The sequence below is a fragment of the Psychrobacillus sp. L3 genome, from assembly GCF_042945595.1.
In the GTDB taxonomy this organism is placed as follows: domain Bacteria; phylum Bacillota; class Bacilli; order Bacillales_A; family Planococcaceae; genus Psychrobacillus.
This window is the reverse complement of the sequence record NZ_CP168493.1, coordinates 3,420,286-3,437,541: the sequence shown is the minus strand read 5'-3', so window position 1 is coordinate 3,437,541 and position 17,256 is coordinate 3,420,286. Positions and strand designations below refer to the sequence as shown.

15 protein-coding genes, 10 tRNA genes and 2 rRNA genes are annotated in these 17,256 nt (G+C 41.2%); all 27 read left to right on the top strand.

Annotated elements, in window-relative coordinates; genetic code table 11:
- Nucleotides 1-22 precede the first annotated feature (22 nt).
- The 27 genes from acpS (at nt 23) to ACEPXD_RS17050 (ending at nt 17,237) form a co-directional block, all read left to right on the top strand.
- Nucleotides 23-376: a holo-ACP synthase gene (acpS, locus tag ACEPXD_RS17180; RefSeq protein ID WP_391117887.1), complete on the top strand. Its 354-nt coding sequence runs from the start codon at nt 23-25 to the stop codon at nt 374-376.
- A gap of 58 nt (nt 377-434) precedes the next feature.
- Nucleotides 435-1,454: a LolA family protein gene (locus ACEPXD_RS17175; protein WP_391117885.1), complete on the top strand. Its 1,020-nt coding sequence runs from the start codon at nt 435-437 to the stop codon at nt 1,452-1,454.
- 69 nt (nt 1,455-1,523) lie between these two features.
- Entirely contained in the window at nt 1,524-2,630 is a 1,107-nt protein-coding gene (gene alr, locus ACEPXD_RS17170; RefSeq protein ID WP_391117883.1) for an alanine racemase, read from the top strand.
- A 130-nt stretch (nt 2,631-2,760) separates the two neighbouring features.
- Nucleotides 2,761-3,042 carry a transcriptional regulator gene (locus ACEPXD_RS17165; RefSeq protein WP_391117881.1) on the top strand — a complete coding sequence of 94 codons (282 nt, stop codon included), beginning with the start codon at nt 2,761-2,763 and terminating at the stop codon, nt 3,040-3,042.
- 4 nt (nt 3,043-3,046) lie between these two features.
- A complete protein-coding gene (locus ACEPXD_RS17160) occupies nt 3,047-3,397 on the top strand; it encodes a type II toxin-antitoxin system PemK/MazF family toxin (protein WP_391117879.1) in 351 nt (116 codons plus the stop codon).
- A 135-nt stretch (nt 3,398-3,532) separates the two neighbouring features.
- Entirely contained in the window at nt 3,533-4,363 is an 831-nt protein-coding gene (locus ACEPXD_RS17155) for an STAS domain-containing protein (protein WP_391117877.1), read from the top strand.
- The gene (locus ACEPXD_RS17150) at nt 4,360-4,722 is read left to right on the top strand and encodes an STAS domain-containing protein (protein ID WP_151701384.1); all 363 of its coding nucleotides are present in this window, start codon (nt 4,360-4,362) and stop codon (nt 4,720-4,722) included. Before ACEPXD_RS17155 ends, ACEPXD_RS17150 begins: the two co-directional genes overlap by 4 nt.
- A 6-nt stretch (nt 4,723-4,728) precedes the next feature.
- Nucleotides 4,729-5,130 (top strand): anti-sigma regulatory factor, encoded by a 402-nt coding sequence (locus tag ACEPXD_RS17145; protein ID WP_391117875.1) that lies wholly within the window; start codon nt 4,729-4,731, stop codon nt 5,128-5,130.
- 15 nt (nt 5,131-5,145) lie between these two features.
- A complete protein-coding gene (locus ACEPXD_RS17140) occupies nt 5,146-6,144 on the top strand; it encodes a PP2C family protein-serine/threonine phosphatase (RefSeq protein ID WP_391117873.1) in 999 nt (332 codons plus the stop codon).
- 188 nt (nt 6,145-6,332) lie between these two features.
- Nucleotides 6,333-6,677, top strand: coding sequence for an anti-sigma factor antagonist (locus ACEPXD_RS17135; RefSeq protein WP_391117871.1), 345 nt, complete (start codon nt 6,333-6,335; stop codon nt 6,675-6,677).
- Entirely contained in the window at nt 6,664-7,134 is a 471-nt protein-coding gene (gene rsbW, locus ACEPXD_RS17130) for an anti-sigma B factor RsbW (protein ID WP_391117869.1), read from the top strand. The genes ACEPXD_RS17135 and rsbW overlap by 14 nt, the downstream gene beginning before the upstream one ends.
- Nucleotides 7,112-7,897, top strand: coding sequence for an RNA polymerase sigma factor SigB (gene sigB, locus ACEPXD_RS17125; protein ID WP_391117867.1), 786 nt, complete (start codon nt 7,112-7,114; stop codon nt 7,895-7,897). The genes rsbW and sigB overlap by 23 nt, the downstream gene beginning before the upstream one ends.
- Complete coding sequence (locus tag ACEPXD_RS17120) at nt 7,894-8,490, top strand: PP2C family serine/threonine-protein phosphatase (RefSeq protein WP_391117865.1); 597 nt, start codon at nt 7,894-7,896, stop codon at nt 8,488-8,490. Before sigB ends, ACEPXD_RS17120 begins: the two co-directional genes overlap by 4 nt.
- Nucleotides 8,491-8,549: 59 nt before the next feature.
- Nucleotides 8,550-10,718: a Tex family protein gene (locus tag ACEPXD_RS17115; RefSeq protein WP_391117863.1), complete on the top strand. Its 2,169-nt coding sequence runs from the start codon at nt 8,550-8,552 to the stop codon at nt 10,716-10,718.
- 98 nt (nt 10,719-10,816) lie between these two features.
- Nucleotides 10,817-11,287, top strand: a complete 471-nt coding sequence (locus tag ACEPXD_RS17110; RefSeq protein WP_391117861.1) for a SprT family protein — start codon at nt 10,817-10,819, stop codon at nt 11,285-11,287.
- 80 nt (nt 11,288-11,367) lie between these two features.
- Nucleotides 11,368-11,442, top strand: a tRNA-Asn gene (locus ACEPXD_RS17105).
- A gap of 5 nt (nt 11,443-11,447) precedes the next feature.
- Nucleotides 11,448-11,539, top strand: a tRNA-Ser gene (locus ACEPXD_RS17100).
- Nucleotides 11,540-11,566: 27 nt separating this feature from the next.
- Nucleotides 11,567-11,641 (top strand) — tRNA-Glu (locus tag ACEPXD_RS17095).
- 15 nt (nt 11,642-11,656) lie between these two features.
- Nucleotides 11,657-11,732, top strand: a tRNA-Val gene (locus ACEPXD_RS17090).
- A gap of 39 nt (nt 11,733-11,771) precedes the next feature.
- Nucleotides 11,772-11,846, top strand: a tRNA-Met gene (locus ACEPXD_RS17085).
- A gap of 3 nt (nt 11,847-11,849) precedes the next feature.
- Nucleotides 11,850-11,925, top strand: a tRNA-Asp gene (locus ACEPXD_RS17080).
- A gap of 134 nt (nt 11,926-12,059) precedes the next feature.
- A tRNA-Phe gene (locus ACEPXD_RS17075) sits at nt 12,060-12,135 on the top strand.
- A gap of 4 nt (nt 12,136-12,139) precedes the next feature.
- Nucleotides 12,140-12,213, top strand: a tRNA-Gly gene (locus ACEPXD_RS17070).
- Between the two features lie 5 nt (nt 12,214-12,218).
- Nucleotides 12,219-12,295, top strand: a tRNA-Ile gene (locus ACEPXD_RS17065).
- A 15-nt stretch (nt 12,296-12,310) separates the two neighbouring features.
- A tRNA-Ala gene (locus tag ACEPXD_RS17060) sits at nt 12,311-12,386 on the top strand.
- A 138-nt stretch (nt 12,387-12,524) separates the two neighbouring features.
- Nucleotides 12,525-14,078, top strand: a 16S ribosomal RNA gene (locus tag ACEPXD_RS17055).
- Nucleotides 14,079-14,309: 231 nt separating this feature from the next.
- A 23S ribosomal RNA gene (locus ACEPXD_RS17050) occupies nt 14,310-17,237 on the top strand.
- The 16S and 23S rRNA genes sit together here with 10 tRNA genes alongside, the layout of an rRNA operon.
- The last annotated feature ends 19 nt before the right edge of the window (nt 17,238-17,256 follow it).

Here is a 17,256-nt window from a genome sequence, read left to right as displayed (position 1 = left end):
GCATTTGGAAAGGAGAAACTTCATGATTACTGGAATAGGATTAGACATTACCGAGTTGAATAGAATAACATCTATAAAAACTAAAACGAAGAAATTTGAAGAACGGATTTTAACAATACAAGAAATAGAGCAGATGAAAGAACTATCCGAGTATAGACAAATTGAATTTTTAGCAGGACGTTTCGCAGCAAAAGAAGCATTTGCAAAAGCAAGAGGTACAGGGATTGGGAAAGAATGTAGCTTTCAAGATATCGAAATTATACGAGAGTCTAGTGGTAAGCCGAGTCTATACTTTAAAGGACAACAGGTGAATGGTTTCGTATCTATAACGCATACAAAAGAATATGCCGCAGCTCAAGTAATTCTGCAATCATAAACGGTAGTCCACCTACATACAATGAATGAACGCAGTGATAATAGAAAGGATGGACTGATTGAAAAGCCGATTGGCTAAGTGGTTATTTGCATTAACGATGATCCTGTTACTTTCTGCATGTGGAGCCCAATCCAAAGAAGACGTTTTAAAGAAGTTGAGCAGCAAATGGATTGATACGAAAGGGTATGAGTTGACTGCGGAAATGAGTATAATGACGGGGCAAGAACCGAAAGTTTATCAAGTGGAAGTATGGCACACAAAACCAGATTTTTACCGTGTGAAAGTTTCGGATACGAACGACGAAAATACGCAAATGATTGTACGTAACAAAGAAGGTGTTTTTGTAGTAACACCTGCACTAAACAAAACGTATAAATTTCAAAGCAAATGGCCATCTGAAAATAGCCAAGCCTATTTAATAGCTTCGCTTGCACAAGACATTAAAAAAGATAAAACGTCTACATTTAAAGAAGAAGGCGGCAAATATGTTTTTGAAACGAAAACAAGTAACAATCATAAAAACATGCTGCCGGTTCAAAGAATATATATCGACAAAAAGACATTATTACCAACACAAGTTTCTATTTTAAACGAAAATAAAGAAGAGCAAATCCGTGTTACATTTAAACAAGTGACTATAGGGAAAGTCCATGCTCCCGGAGAATTCCAAATTGAACAATCTCCTACAGGACAAACGGATAAAGGTACAGTTGAAGCTTCTGCAGAAATAGATAATCCGGCATTTGAAACGCACTATCCAATGGTACAGTGGGATCAATTGCATTTATTAGATGAAAAAGTGCTAAATGTAGAAGGGGAAAAACGAGTTATTCTAACCTATAGTGGTGACAAACAGTTTACAATTATTCAACAGCTTAGTCAGAAAAATTCTTCGACAACGATTCCAGTATTTGCGCCAGGAGATCCTGTAGATTTAGGTGTAGCTATTGGTGCAGTTACAGATCAATCTATCTCATGGGAACAAGATGGTATGTCCTTTTTCCTTGCTTCCTCCTCTTTAACAAAAGAAGAAATGATTGAAGTAGCCTCATCTATGTCCGTATCTGAGTTGAAATGATTTTGCATTGACGACTTATTCCTATGAGGAGGATAATAAGTACAAAATGCTGAAAAAGAGGGAAGCGTCATGCAACAAACGTATTACCGACCAACATTCGTACGTATAAACTTAACAGCTATAAAATCAAACATTCAAAATTTGAAACAAATGCTCCCAACACATACACAAATAATTGCAATAGTAAAAGCAAATGCTTACGGTCATGGTGATATAGAGGTGGCAAAGGCCGCATTGGGCGCAGGTGCCACACAATTAGCTGTTGCAACTCCGGAAGAAGCCCTTCGCATAAGGGATGCAGGAATTACAGCTGAAATTCTCATTATTGGAGCGGCACCAGCTTCCTTTTTACAAAAAGCTTCAGAACTTAATATAACATTAACAGCCTATTCCCTTGGATGGCTTCAATCTATTCAACATTTTAATAGACCTCTTAAAGTTCATGTAAAAATAGATAGTGGAATGGGTAGAATCGGTTTTGTAAAAGAGAATGAACTAAAAGAAGCACTTATTTTTATTCAACAAAATAGTTGGATTCAAGTAACCGGCGTATTCACACATTTTTCGACAGCTGATGAAGAGGAACAAGAACATTTTGATAAACAAGCGGAGAGATTTAAACGATTACTTGCATTATTCGATGTAAAACCACCAATTGTGCATACTTCGAATAGTGCTACTGTTCTAAGGTATCCCACTCAGTATTGGGACGCTGTACGATTTGGTATTTCCATGTATGGAATTGCCCCATCTTCTTTTATGAGCGAAAATCTTCCTTTTCCATTAGAACAAGCACTCTCTTTAGAAACTGAAGTAGTGCAAGTTAAAAAGGTAGAGAAAGGTACTCCGATTGGTTATGGGGCAATGTACAAGGCTGAAACTGACGAATGGATTGCTACACTCCCAATTGGTTATGCAGACGGTCTATTGCGCAAATTGCATAACCAAGTTGTTTTAGTAAAAGGAGAAAGAGTATCGATTGTAGGGAAAATATGTATGGATCAATGCATGATTCGTCTCAATGAACCAGTACCACTTGGAGAAAAAGTGGTACTAATAGGAAAGCAAGCAGTAGCAGAAATAAAAATAGAAGAATGGGCAAATACATTGGAAACAATACCATATGAAATTTGCTGCATGCTCTCTAATAGAATTCCTAGAATATATAGTGAATGAATCTCGACAAAATAACCCTACATGCATAATTTGTCAAATCATTTCTCATTATGTCTTTTATTTAGACTCTAGTAATGGTAAGATGAAGTATATTGTCAAATAGGGAAATGTTTTGTCGGAGGTGTTTGCTGTGGTAAGTGATAAAAAGAAAAAGGAAGCTATTATACAGCTTCCAAAGCAAATGGTTAATGAAGGAGTAAAGATCGTAAAACAGTCATTAACTGGTAGTGATAGTATCGTCCGTGTCCAAGCAAATGAATATTTTAAGAAAGACCAGTCAAATCTTATAAGAGAAGCGATGATGAAAGGTTATGTTGAAATGTCTCATATAAACTTATCCATTTGTACGGAATGTTTACATGCAGAGTATGAAGCGCAACATACGACTGAGCGACTCGTAAGTGGAGGATGAAAACTTGATCGTAAAACGTGGGGACGTTTTTTTCGCAGATTTATCACCAGTAATCGGGTCTGAGCAAGGGGGAACCAGGCCCGTTTTGGTGATTCAGAATGATATTGGTAATCGCTTTAGTCCTACTGTTATTATTGCCGCTATTACTGCTCAAATACAAAAAGCAAAGTTGCCAACACATGTTGAAATAAACGCAAAACAGTATGACTTCGAACGAGATTCTGTTATTTTATTAGAACAATTGCGAACAATAGATAAATCACGATTAACTGATAAAATTACACATCTTGATGAGGATGTAATGCACGAAGTAGATCATGCTTTAGGAATTAGTTTAGGGATAGTCAAATTTTAATACATAGATAAAAACACAGTGTGTAACCGACAAATACACATTGTGTTTTTTTGTTTACCCCAAAATAGATGTAAAATAAGCTAACTTTCGCTACAATATAGTTACTAATATTAACTGAGGAGATGTATCGCAGCTATGAACAAACAAATCGCATCATATATTCACGATAATATAGATGAAATATTAGAAAAATGGAGAACGAAAATGGAAGATGAGGAAAATGACCGCTTCTTTCAGATTATGTCCGATAAAGTTATTGATAACACCGTCCGCGAATTTGGAGAGTTAATGATTTTAAGTTTAACTGAGGGAAAAGAAACCTACATGAAAAAGTTAAATGATTTCTCTGTACAAATAGTTCGCTACGGGTGGTCTATTTCATTTGTTTTAAAAGCACTAACTAATTTTTCAGAAGTAATATATGAAAAAATGGATGAAGTTGGTTTTTTAAATGACCGCAGTATTAAATCACATCGAGAAATATTAACAAATTGGATTACACCGCTTAATCATAGCATTGTAGATGCATATTCTAAGGTTTGGGAAAAAACAGTGCATTTACAAAGAATAGCTTTGCAAGAACTTTCGGCATCATTAATTCCTGTTTTTGATAAGATATCCGTTATGCCATTAGTTGGTACAATCGATACGGAACGTGCAAAGTTAATCATGGAAAATTTATTGCACGGGGTTGTAAAGCACAGAGCCGAAGTAGTGTTGCTTGATATAACTGGAGTGCCTGTAGTAGATACAATGGTAGCACATCATATCATTCAAGCGGCAGATGCTGTCCGTCTAGTTGGTGCAAAATGTATGCTAGTTGGAATAAGACCAGAAATCGCACAGACAATTGTAACGTTAGGTATAAACTTAAATGATTTTACTACGACAAGTACAATGCAAAGAGGAATGGAACAAGCTTTGGCTTTGACGAATAGAGCTATAGTAGAGGTGAATTCAAAATGATGACAAGAATTCCGATTTTAAAATTAAGAGATTGTCTAATTGTTTCTATTCAATGGGAATTAGATGACCAAACAGCTATAGCTTTTCAAGAGGATTTATTAGCTAAACTACATACTACTGCTGCTAGAGGAGTAGTTTTAGATTTAACCCCAATCGATTTTATTGATTCCTTTATTGCAAAAGTACTTGGCGATGTGATTAGTATGTCAGGTCTAATGGGGGCAAAGGTGGTTATTACAGGAATACAACCAGCTGTTGCAATCACACTAATCGAATTAGGTATTAGATTAGAAAATGTGGTAACCGCTTTAGACTTAGAAAATGGATTGGAAAAATTAGAACGAGAATTGGAGGACTAATTCATTATGAACTTAAAGTCTTCTGTTGATATTATATCGGAGTGGGATATTGTTGCTGCAAGGCAGCTTGGAAGAAATGAAGCAAAAGAAGTTGGCTTCGGAACGGTGGATCAAGCTAGAATTACAACAGCTATCAGTGAACTTGCCCGAAATATTTATTTATATGCTGGAAAAGGTAATATAGAAATTAAGCAAATTACACAAGGTAATATGCAAGGGTTGTTAGTAATTGCATCTGATCAGGGACCAGGTATTTCAGATGTACGAAAAGTAATGGAAGATGGTTATACAACATCTGGTGGACTAGGTGCAGGTTTACCAGGCGTAAAACGATTAATGGACGATTTTAAAATTGAAACAATTTTTGGAGAGGGCACTACAATTAGTGCTACAAAGTGGCTTAGATAGGATGTGAAATGTGTAATGCCTCAAGAATTTAAAAGACAATATAAAGAAATTTTAGAACAATACACATTAAGACAGACGGAACATAATTTGTATGAAGGTCAAAACTTTAGTAGACAACTAATTCAAAAGAACATTTCCCCGGAAGAGGTAATTAGTATACATAAGGCATCTCTGGAAGAAATAATTCCTAATTTGCCAGCGGATGTATCGCATTCTTTTGATTTATTAATAGAAGTAATGATTCGCTATGGATTGGCGTTAAAAGAACATCAAGCATTAATAAAAAAACAAGAAGATTTCAAAATGGAAATGGAACTTGCTTCGAATGTGCAACAAACTTTGCTTAAAACGAAAATACCCAACATGATTGGACTAGATATTGGTATGATTTCAGTTCCTGCACAAGAGATGAACGGAGATTATGCCTACTTTCTAAATGATGAGACGAGTGTCGGAGTTGCGGTCGCTGATGTTATCGGAAAAGGAATTCCGGCAGCTCTATGCATGTCAATGATTAAGTATGGAATGGACAGTTTAACTGGAGCTAAAACAGATCCGGTCGTTGTCTTAGACGTTATTAATAGAATTGTTGAGAAAAGTGTAAGTGATTCCATGTTTATATCGATGTTCTATGGAACATATGATACAACGAGAAGCGAGTTTACTTATGCATCGGCTGGACATGAACCGCCTCTTTTTTATTGTGCAAAGAGTGAGCGTTTCACGGAGTTGCAAGTAAAAGGTTTGTTGCTTGGAGTGATTCCGAATGTAAAATACGAACAGCGCTCAGTTGTATTTGGTAAAGGTGACTTCGTTGTTATGATGACCGATGGGGTAACGGAATGTCGTTCTAAAGAAGGTTTCATTGAACAACAAACAGTCATGAATATTATTGAAAGTGTACGAGACGAAGCTGCACAAACTATGGTGGAATATGTATTTAAAAAATTAGAGGAATTACAAGATTTCGAGCAGCGCGATGATTTTACTCTTGTCATATTCAAAAAAGTTTAACCTTCTACATACGCAGTCCAACCGTTTATCGAATAAGACTAGGGCTTTCATGGATCCATTTATTTTACTAAGTAGTTCATCGAGCTACTTAGGTGAATCGCTTTTTTTATTACTTGTTATAAATGTTTATCACTAGCTATGATGGGGTATTGAATACTATATATATAGCGAAGACGGGGGATAAAATAATGAATATTTCAGTTAAACTGTTACAAGAGAGTCAGCGTGTTAAAGGTGATATTACAGGAGAAATCGATGCATTTACAGCGCCGGTTCTCAGAGAGAAGTTAGCAGAAATAAATTTAACAGAAAACCTTTATATTGAATTGAATTTAAAAGATGTGTCCTATATGGACAGTACAGGACTTGGTGTATTTGTCGGGTTTTATAAAAGTGTAAATGCTTCCAATGGCCATTTGGAATTAACCGGTCTTTCATCACGTTTAAAACGATTGTTTGATATTACTGGTTTAGGTGAGATTATGGATATTCAAACAGCGAGTGAAGAGGTGAAAATAGATGAAACCGTTTGATTATGTGGAAATTAGATTGCCTGCAAAACCACAATATGTGAGTGTTGCTCGCCTTACAATTTCTGGACTGGCAAATCGAATTGGATTTACGTATGAAGATATTGAAGATTTGAAAATTGCCACAAGTGAAGCTATTACAAATGCAGTTCAACATGCTTACGCTGAGGATGAAGAAGGTGAAGTAGTTATTGGGTGTGCAATATATAAAGATAAAATAGAAATCATGGTGGCGGATCATGGGAAAAGCTTCGATTTTGAAGAGACGAAAGAAAAAGTGGGTCCATACCACGACTTGAAAGAAGGATCACTTCTAAGAGAAGGGGGTCTAGGTTTATATTTAATCGAGACGTTAATGGATGAAGTAAAAGTCCATCACCAAGAAGGTGTAACTGTATTTATGACGAAGTATGTCGAAGTAGAGCAGGTGGATGAAAATGTCCAACACATCACATCCTAACAAAAAATCCAAAGAACAAATATTAGAATGGATTAAAGAATACCAACAGAGGGAGAGCGATGATGCCCAAACCAAGTTAGTGTTAAATTATAAAAGGTTGGTCGAATCCATTGCTCGAAAATATTCAAATGGAAAATCACACCATGAGGATATTGTACAAGTAGGTATGCTAGGTCTTTTAGGGGCAATCAGAAGATATGATCCGACTATTGGGAAAAGCTTCGAAGCGTTTGCTATTCCAACGATTATTGGAGAAATTAAACGTTTTTTGCGTGATAAAACATGGGCAGTACATGTTCCCAGAAGAATTAAAGAGCTAGGTCCACGCATAAGAGCGGCTGTAGAAGCTTTAACCGTAGAATTTCAGCGTTCGCCATTAGTGCAGGAAATTGCTGACTTTTTGGGTGAAGAAGTGGAAAATGTCTTAGAAGCAATGGAAATGAGTAAGAGCTATCAGGCGCTATCGATGGATCATTCGTTAGATTCAGATTCAGATGGAGGTACAATTACCCTGTTTGACGTTATTGGAAAAGCGGATGGAGAATTTGAAAAAACAGATCAGCGTTTACTAGTTGCTAATGCTATAAGTACATTATCAGATCGTGAGAAAGAAATAATACAGCTTACATACATGGAGCAGTTAAGTCAAAAAGAAACGGGCGAACGATTAGGAATATCTCAAATGCATGTTTCGAGAATTCAAAGAAGAGCAATAAAAAGATTGCAAGAAGCAATTTTAGTGTCAGGTGGATTAAAGCATTGAAAATATTTTCAGATGAAAAGGTAGAAATGTATGTATACCAAGAGGCGAAGTCCGGCAATCTAGAATCTGGTGACACGTATTATATAGATCAAAAGGAAGATTATTTAATTTGTGCCATTGCCGATGGATTGGGTAATGGTCCCGTTGCAAAAGAGTCTGCGGATATCATTCCTGAAATTTTAGCAAAATATCCAGAGGAATCGATTGATAGTTTACTTTTGCGTTGTAATGAATTGATGCTCCAAAAAAGAGGGGCAGCTGTTGCTATTGTAAAGGTAGATTTCAAACTTCAAACAATATCTTATAGCTGTGTAGGGAATATTAAGCTTTATATGTATCAAAGTGAAACAGATAAAATGATATATCCTTTACCTGTTATGGGCTACTTATCTGGAAGAAAGCAAAAACTACACACACAAACTTATTCTTATAATAAGAACGATTTATTTTTATTACACTCAGATGGTGTAAATTTGAAAAGTCCAAAAGCGATTATTAAACAAGCAGTCAATGCCCAATGTTTATACAATGCTGTGCTCGACGTTATCGAACATGGAGATGACGCTACATTTATCACAGGAAGCTTACTCTAGTTAAATAGGGTAAGCTTTTTTATGTTAAAATAATCTTATAAGGAAAGGGTGTGTTTGTTTTGGAAATAAAGAAAATGCTACAGCTTGTTTCTAAAGAAACAGGAGTGAAAACTACGCAAGCTGAACAAGTGATTAAACTATTAGAAGAAGGAAATACAGTTCCTTTTATAGCGCGGTATAGAAAAGAGCAAACCGGATCTTTAGATGAGGTGCAGATTAAGGCTGTAGAAGATCGATATAATTACATACAGCAGTTAGAACAACGAAAAGAAGAGGTTATCCGATTAATTGATGAGCAAGGCAAGTTAACGGAAGAATTGACTACTTCTATTCAAAATGCTACGGTTTTACAACGATTAGAAGATTTATACCGACCATATAAGCAAAAGCGCAGAACGAAAGCAACGATTGCGAAAGAAAAAGGGTTAGAACCACTAGCAAGTTTGCTGCTTACTTTTCCTAAAGAGTCGGTGCAAAAGCTAGCAGTAGATTATATAAATGAAGAATTAGAAGTTCTTTCTATAGAAGAGGCACTTCAAGGTGCAAGAGACATTCTAGCGGAACAATTTGCTGATGATGCGAAAATTCGCGAACAGATACGCAATATATCTCGCGCAGATGGAAAGGTTATTTCCACGGTCAAAAAGGCAGAGTTGGACGAAAAGAATGTATTTGAAATGTATTATGAGTACGAGGAACCTGTGAAAAAAATTGTGCCTCACAGAACTTTAGCGATTAACCGTGGAGAAAAAGAAGATGTGCTCAAGGTGAGTATCCAAGTTCCAATAGATAAAGTAACCAATCTCATGAAAACACAGTGGATTCCTAATCAAACGTCCAGTGATGCAGTTGAACATGTGGAAATGGCAATTGAAGACTCGTATAAACGCTTAATCCAACCATCAGTAGAACGAGAAATTCGAACAGAACTGACGGAAAAAGCAGAAACTCAAGCAATCCATATTTTCTCGGAAAATTTACGTAACTTATTATTGCAACCTCCATTAAAAGGGAAAGTCATTCTTGGTGTGGATCCAGCATACCGAACAGGATGCAAGCTTGCGGTTGTAGATGATACAGGAAAACTACTAGAAGTTTCTGCGATTTATCCGCATGCACCTAAAATGGATGTGGAAGGATCTAAAAAGAAAGTCCTTTCTTATTTAGAGAAGTATCCAATTTCATTAATTGCAATCGGGAACGGTACAGCTTCTCGTGAAACCGAACAATTTATAGTAGATTGTTTGAAAGAAGTAGAAGGCGATGTTGCCTACGTTATTGTGAACGAAGCAGGAGCAAGTGTTTATTCAGCATCTGAAACTGCAAGGAATGAGTTCCCTGACTTACAAGTGGAGCAGCGAAGTGCCGTTTCAATTGCAAGAAGGTTACAAGATCCGCTTGCTGAACTTGTGAAGATTGAACCAAAAGCTGTTGGGGTAGGACAATACCAACATGATGTATCTCAAAAGAAACTATCAGAGTCTCTTTCTTTTATAGTAGAAACTGCAGTTAACCAAGTTGGAGTGAACGTAAATACAGCATCTGCATCCCTGTTGCAATACGTTTCAGGTCTATCGAAAACAGTTGCGGAAAACGTAGTGAATTTGAGAAATGAGCAAGGAAGGTTTACTTCTAGAGCGCAACTAAAGAAAATTCCTCGCCTAGGAGCTAAAACATACGAGCAAGCAATAGGGTTCCTACGTGTTCCAGACGCTAAAAACACATTCGATGCTACAGGAATTCATCCAGAAAGTTATAAAGCAGCAGAACAGGTTTTAGAAATCGTAGGTTTGAATAAGTCTCAAATCGGATCCAAGGAAGCGGAAGCAGCTTTGATAAACATTAATATTGCGGAAGTAAGCAAGGAACTAGAAATTGGTGAAATTACATTAAAAGATATAGTAGAAACATTGATCAAACCAACTCGAGATCCACGAGAAGCTTTCCCACAACCAATTTTGAAGAAAGACGTACTTAAAATGGAAGATCTTCAGAAGGGAATGGAGCTTCAAGGTACTGTTCGAAACGTAGTAGACTTTGGTGCATTTGTTGATATCGGTGTAAAGCAAGATGGGTTAGTCCATATTTCAAAGCTAAAAAAAGGGTTTGTAAAACACCCATTAGATGTTGTGTCACTTGGCGATATCGTTACTGTATGGGTCGAACAATACGATGCAAATAAAGGGAAAGTTTCTTTAACTATGCTTCCACCAGAACAACAAGTATAAGAAAATAAGAGTTGTCCAATGGAATATTCATTGGACAACATCTTTTTAGGCTTATTAAGTAGTGTTCGCTGAGGCGTAATTGATTAGGAGAGATTTAAATGACAGATGAAAAACTTCGTGAATTAGTATGTGATGTATCAATAAAGATTTTTGGGAGAGACTTTCAACATGAAGCTTATTTTAATAGTCGCCTTCGTACTACTGGAGGAAGGTACATGTTAAGAACCCATCATATAGAAGTGAATCCTCTTGTGTTTGAAAAGCATGGGATGGAGGAGTTGATTGGTGTTATAAAACATGAGCTTTGTCATTATCATTTACATATAGAAGGAAAAGGGTATAAACATAGAGATGCTGACTTTCGAGAATTATTGAAAAGAACAAAATCTCCGAGATTTTGTTCTACACTTGTCGATAAGAAAAAGGGCCAAATAAATAAAATCTACACATATCAATGTATAAAATGTTCACTTAGATATAATCGGAAAATTCGTTTAAACACGAACAAATACAGATGTGGTAGGTGTTTGGGAGATCTATTATTAGTTTCATTAAGAAATATTAAATAAAATTCGAAAAAGTAGTTGACGTTTCTTAAAAGGCTCTTTATAATAATAAAAGTCGAGTAAAACAAAACGACAAAAATTATTCCGAAGTAGCTCAGTGGTAGAGCAATCGACTGTTAATCGATTGGTCGTAGGTTCGAGTCCTACCTTCGGAGCCATTTTTGGAGAGCTGTCCGAGTGGCCGAAGGAGCACGATTGGAAATCGTGTAGGCGGCTAACCCTGTCTCAAGGGTTCAAATCCCTTGCTCTCCGCCAGATATTTACTCTCTTAATACATAAAATGGCCCCTTGGTCAAGCGGTTAAGACACCGCCCTTTCACGGCGGTAACACGGGTTCGAATCCCGTAGGGGTCACCAATAATATTTTACCCAGGAGGATTAGCTCAGCTGGGAGAGCATCTGCCTTACAAGCAGAGGGTCGGCGGTTCGAGCCCGTCATCCTCCACCATTAATTTTTAAAACACTTAATTAGTAATTATAATATTGTCGCGGGGTGGAGCAGTGGTAGCTCGTCGGGCTCATAACCCGAAGGTCGCAGGTTCAAATCCTGTCCCCGCAACCAAATGGTCCCGTGGTGTAGCGGTTAACATGCCTGCCTGTCACGCAGGAGATCGCCGGTTCGATCCCGGTCGGGACCGCCATTTATTTTATGAGATTTAGGATAAGCAAGCAGGTCGAGGAAGCAATCGAGTGAAAGAAGGAGCGTACTCAAGTACGTGACTGATTGAACGAGTGCAGCTGACGAAGAGATGCGACGCTTAGCGTAAATCGAAGAGGCTCAGTAGCTCAGTCGGTAGAGCAAAGGACTGAAAATCCTTGTGTCGGCGGTTCGATTCCGTCCTGAGCCACCATAATGCGGGTGTAGTTTAGTGGTAAAACCTCAGCCTTCCAAGCTGATGATGAGAGTTCGATTCTCTTCACCCGCTCCAATAATGGGCCTATAGCTCAGCTGGTTAGAGCGCACGCCTGATAAGCGTGAGGTCGATGGTTCGAGTCCATTTAGGCCCACCATACCTTTTAAATTTTGGGGCCTTAGCTCAGCTGGGAGAGCGCCTGCCTTGCACGCAGGAGGTCAGCGGTTCGATCCCGCTAGGCTCCACCATGAACATTGAAAACTGAACATGCAAAACGTTAAGAAATACAGCTTGAAAGACTAACTTCGGTTAGTTCGAAAGCAAAACAATTTGGACATCATTTAATGATGATGCCAGCAAAACAAAATGAGCTTTTTAAGTTCTCTATTATGGAGAGTTTGATCCTGGCTCAGGACGAACGCTGGCGGCATGCCTAATACATGCAAGTCGAGCGAATGACGAAGAAGCTTGCTTCTTCTGATTTAGCGGCGGACGGGTGAGTAACACGTGGGCAACCTGCCCTGTAGATTGGGATAACTCCGGGAAACCGGGGCTAATACCGAATAATCCATTTCCTCACATGGGGAGATGTTAAAAGACGGTTTCGGCTGTCACTACAGGATGGGCCCGCGGCGCATTAGCTAGTTGGTGAGGTAACGGCTCACCAAGGCGACGATGCGTAGCCGACCTGAGAGGGTGATCGGCCACACTGGGACTGAGACACGGCCCAGACTCCTACGGGAGGCAGCAGTAGGGAATCTTCCACAATGGACGAAAGTCTGATGGAGCAATGCCGCGTGAGTGAAGAAGGTTTTCGGATCGTAAAACTCTGTTGTGAGGGAAGAACAAGTACGAGAGTAACTGCTCGTACCTTGACGGTACCTCATTAGAAAGCCACGGCTAACTACGTGCCAGCAGCCGCGGTAATACGTAGGTGGCAAGCGTTGTCCGGAATTATTGGGCGTAAAGCGCGCGCAGGCGGTCCTTTAAGTCTGATGTGAAATCCCACGGCTCAACCGTGGAAGGTCATTGGAAACTGGGGGACTTGAGTACAGAAGAGGAAAGCGGAATTCCAAGTGTAGCGGTGAAATGCGTAGAGATTTGGAGGAACACCAGTGGCGAAGGCGGCTTTCTGGTCTGTAACTGACGCTGAGGCGCGAAAGCGTGGGGAGCAAACAGGATTAGATACCCTGGTAGTCCACGCCGTAAACGATGAGTGCTAAGTGTTAGGGGGTTTCCGCCCCTTAGTGCTGCAGCTAACGCATTAAGCACTCCGCCTGGGGAGTACGGTCGCAAGACTGAAACTCAAAGGAATTGACGGGGGCCCGCACAAGCGGTGGAGCATGTGGTTTAATTCGAAGCAACGCGAAGAACCTTACCAGGTCTTGACATCCCGCTGACCGTTCTAGAGATAGATCTTTCCCTTCGGGGACAGCGGTGACAGGTGGTGCATGGTTGTCGTCAGCTCGTGTCGTGAGATGTTGGGTTAAGTCCCGCAACGAGCGCAACCCTTGATCTTAGTTGCCAGCATTTAGTTGGGCACTCTAAGGTGACTGCCGGTGATAAACCGGAGGAAGGTGGGGATGACGTCAAATCATCATGCCCCTTATGACCTGGGCTACACACGTGCTACAATGGACGGTACAGAGGGTCGCAACCCCGCGAGGGTGAGCTAATCCCATAAAACCGTTCTCAGTTCGGATTGTAGGCTGCAACTCGCCTACATGAAGCCGGAATCGCTAGTAATCGTGGATCAGCATGCCACGGTGAATACGTTCCCGGGCCTTGTACACACCGCCCGTCACACCACGAGAGTTTGTAACACCCGAAGTCGGTGGGGTAACCCTTACGGGAGCCAGCCGCCGAAGGTGGGACAGATGATTGGGGTGAAGTCGTAACAAGGTAGCCGTATCGGAAGGTGCGGCTGGATCACCTCCTTTCTAAGGATAATATCGGAATACAGATTTTTATCTGTATCTTAACGTTTTGCAGTTCAGTTTTGAATGTTCATTTTTATGAGCATTTGAAAACTTGTTCTTTGAAAACTGGATAAAAAGACATTGAAAGAAACAAATTCAAGAAATTCAATTTGTAATCACTTTTGTGATTATATTTTGCGTAGTATTTTTAACTACTATAGGAAGTCCGTGTTTTCACGGAGGACCAAATTAGGTTAAGTTAATAAGGGCGCGCGGTGAATGCCTTGGCACTAGGAGCCGAAGAAGGACGGCACTAACACCGATATGCTTCGGGGAGCTGTAAGTGAGCTTTGATCCGGAGATTTCCGAATGGGGAAACCCACTGTTCGTAATGGAGCAGTACATTTACGTGAATACATAGCGTATCTGTGGCACACCCAGGGAACTGAAACATCTAAGTACCTGGAGGAAGAGAAAGAAAAATCGATTCCCTGAGTAGCGGCGAGCGAAACGGGAATAGCCCAAACCAAGAGGCTTGCCTCTTGGGGTTGTAGGACACTCTACATAGAGTTACAAAGGAATGAGCTAGACGAAGCGATCTGGAAAGGTCCGCAGGATAGGGTAAAAGCCCCGTAGTCAAAAGTTCATTCTCTCTTGAGTGTATCCTGAGTACGGCGGAACACGTGAAATTCCGTCGGAATCTGGGAGGACCATCTCCCAAGGCTAAATACTACCTAGTGACCGATAGTGAACCAGTACCGTGAGGGAAAGGTGAAAAGCACCCCGGAAGGGGAGTGAAATAGATCCTGAAACCGCGTGCCTACAAGTAGTCAGAGCCCGTTAATGGGTGATGGCGTGCCTTTTGTAGAATGAACCGGCGAGTTACGATTACATGCAAGGTTAAGTTGAGAAGACGGAGCCGCAGCGAAAGCGAGTCTGAATAGGGCGAATGAGTATGTGGTCGTAGACCCGAAACCAGGTGATCTACCCATGTCCAGGATGAAGGTAAGGTAACACTTACTGGAGGTCCGAACCCACGCACGTTGAAAAGTGCGGGGATGAGGTGTGGGTAGCGGAGAAATTCCAATCGAACCTGGAGATAGCTGGTTCTCTCCGAAATAGCTTTAGGGCTAGCCTCAAACGTTAGAATCTTGGAGGTAGAGCACTGTTTGGACTAGGGGCCCATCCCGGGTTACCGAATTCAGACAAACTCCGAATGCCAATGATTTATGTTTGGGAGTCAGACTGCGAGTGATAAGATCCGTAGTCAAGAGGGAAACAGCCCAGACCACCAGCTAAGGTCCCAAAGTATTTGTTAAGTGGAAAAGGATGTGGCGTTGCTTAGACAACCAGGATGTTGGCTTAGAAGCAGCCATCATTTAAAGAGTGCGTAATAGCTCACTGGTCGAGTGACGCTGCGCCGAAAATGTATCGGGGCTAAACAAATCACCGAAGCTGTGGATTGATACCTATGGTATCAGTGGTAGGAGAGCGTTCTAAGGGCGTTGAAGTCAGACCGGAAGGACTGGTGGAGCGCTTAGAAGTGAGAATGCCGGTATGAGTAGCGAAAGATGGGTGAGAATCCCATCCACCGTATGACTAAGGTTTCCTGAGGAAGGCTCGTCCGCTCAGGGTTAGTCGGGACCTAAGTCGAGGCCGATAGGCGTAGACGATGGACAACAGGTTGATATTCCTGTACCACCAAACCACCGTTTGAGCAATGGGGGGACGCAGAAGGATAGGGTAAGCATGCTGTTGGTTATGCATGTCCAAGCAGTGAGGTGTGAGTGTAGGCAAATCCGCACTCTGTAACATTGAGCTGTGATGGCGAGGACTTAGTCCGAAGTTCCTGATTTCACACTGCCAAGAAAAGCCTCTAGCGAGGTGATAGGTGCCCGTACCGCAAACCGACACAGGTAGTCGAGGAGAGAATCCTAAGGTGAGCGAGAGAACTCTCGTTAAGGAACTCGGCAAAATGACCCCGTAACTTCGGGAGAAGGGGTGCTCTTTTGGGTGTATAGCCTAGAAGAGCCGCAGTGAATAGGCCCAGGCGACTGTTTAGCAAAAACACAGGTCTCTGCAAAACCGTAAGGTGAAGTATAGGGGCTGACGCCTGCCCGGTGCTGGAAGGTTAAGAGGAGTGCTTAGCGCAAGCGAAGGTGCGAATTGAAGCCCCAGTAAACGGCGGCCGTAACTATAACGGTCCTAAGGTAGCGAAATTCCTTGTCGGGTAAGTTCCGACCCGCACGAAAGGCGTAACGATCTGGGCACTGTCTCAACGAGAGACTCGGTGAAATTATAGTACCTGTGAAGATGCAGGTTACCCGCGACAGGACGGAAAGACCCCGTGGAGCTTTACTATAGCTTGATATTGAATTTTGGTGCAACTTGTACAGGATAGGCAGGAGCCTTAGAGCCCGGAGCGCCAGCTTCGGAGGAGGCGTCGGTGGGATACTGCCCTGGTTGTATTGAAATTCTAACCCATACCCGTAACCCGGGTAGGAGACAGTGTCAGGCGGGTAGTTTGACTGGGGCGGTCGCCTCCTAAAGTGTAACGGAGGCGCCCAAAGGTTCCCTCAGAATGGTTGGAAATCATTCGAAGAGTGTAAAGGCAGAAGGGAGCTTGACTGCGAGACCTACAAGTCGAGCAGGGTCGAAAGACGGGCTTAGTGATCCGGTGGTTCCGCATGGAAGGGCCATCGCTCAACGGATAAAAGCTACCCCGGGGATAACAGGCTTATCTCCCCCAAGAGTCCACATCGACGGGGAGGTTTGGCACCTCGATGTCGGCTCATCGCATCCTGGGGCTGTAGTCGGTCCCAAGGGTTGGGCTGTTCGCCCATTAAAGCGGTACGCGAGCTGGGTTCAGAACGTCGTGAGACAGTTCGGTCCCTATCCGTCGTGGGCGTAGGAAATTTGAGAGGAGCTGTCCTTAGTACGAGAGGACCGGGATGGACACACCGCTGGTGTACCAGTTGTTCTGCCAAGAGCATCGCTGGGTAGCTATGTGTGGACGGGATAAGTGCTGAAAGCATCTAAGCACGAAGCCCCCCTCAAGATGAGATTTCCCATTACGCAAGTAAGTAAGATCCCTCAAAGACGATGAGGTAGATAGGTTCGGGGTGGAAGCGTGGCGACATGTGCAGCTGACGAATACTAATCGATCGAGGACTTAACCAAATATGATTTTGCACATTTC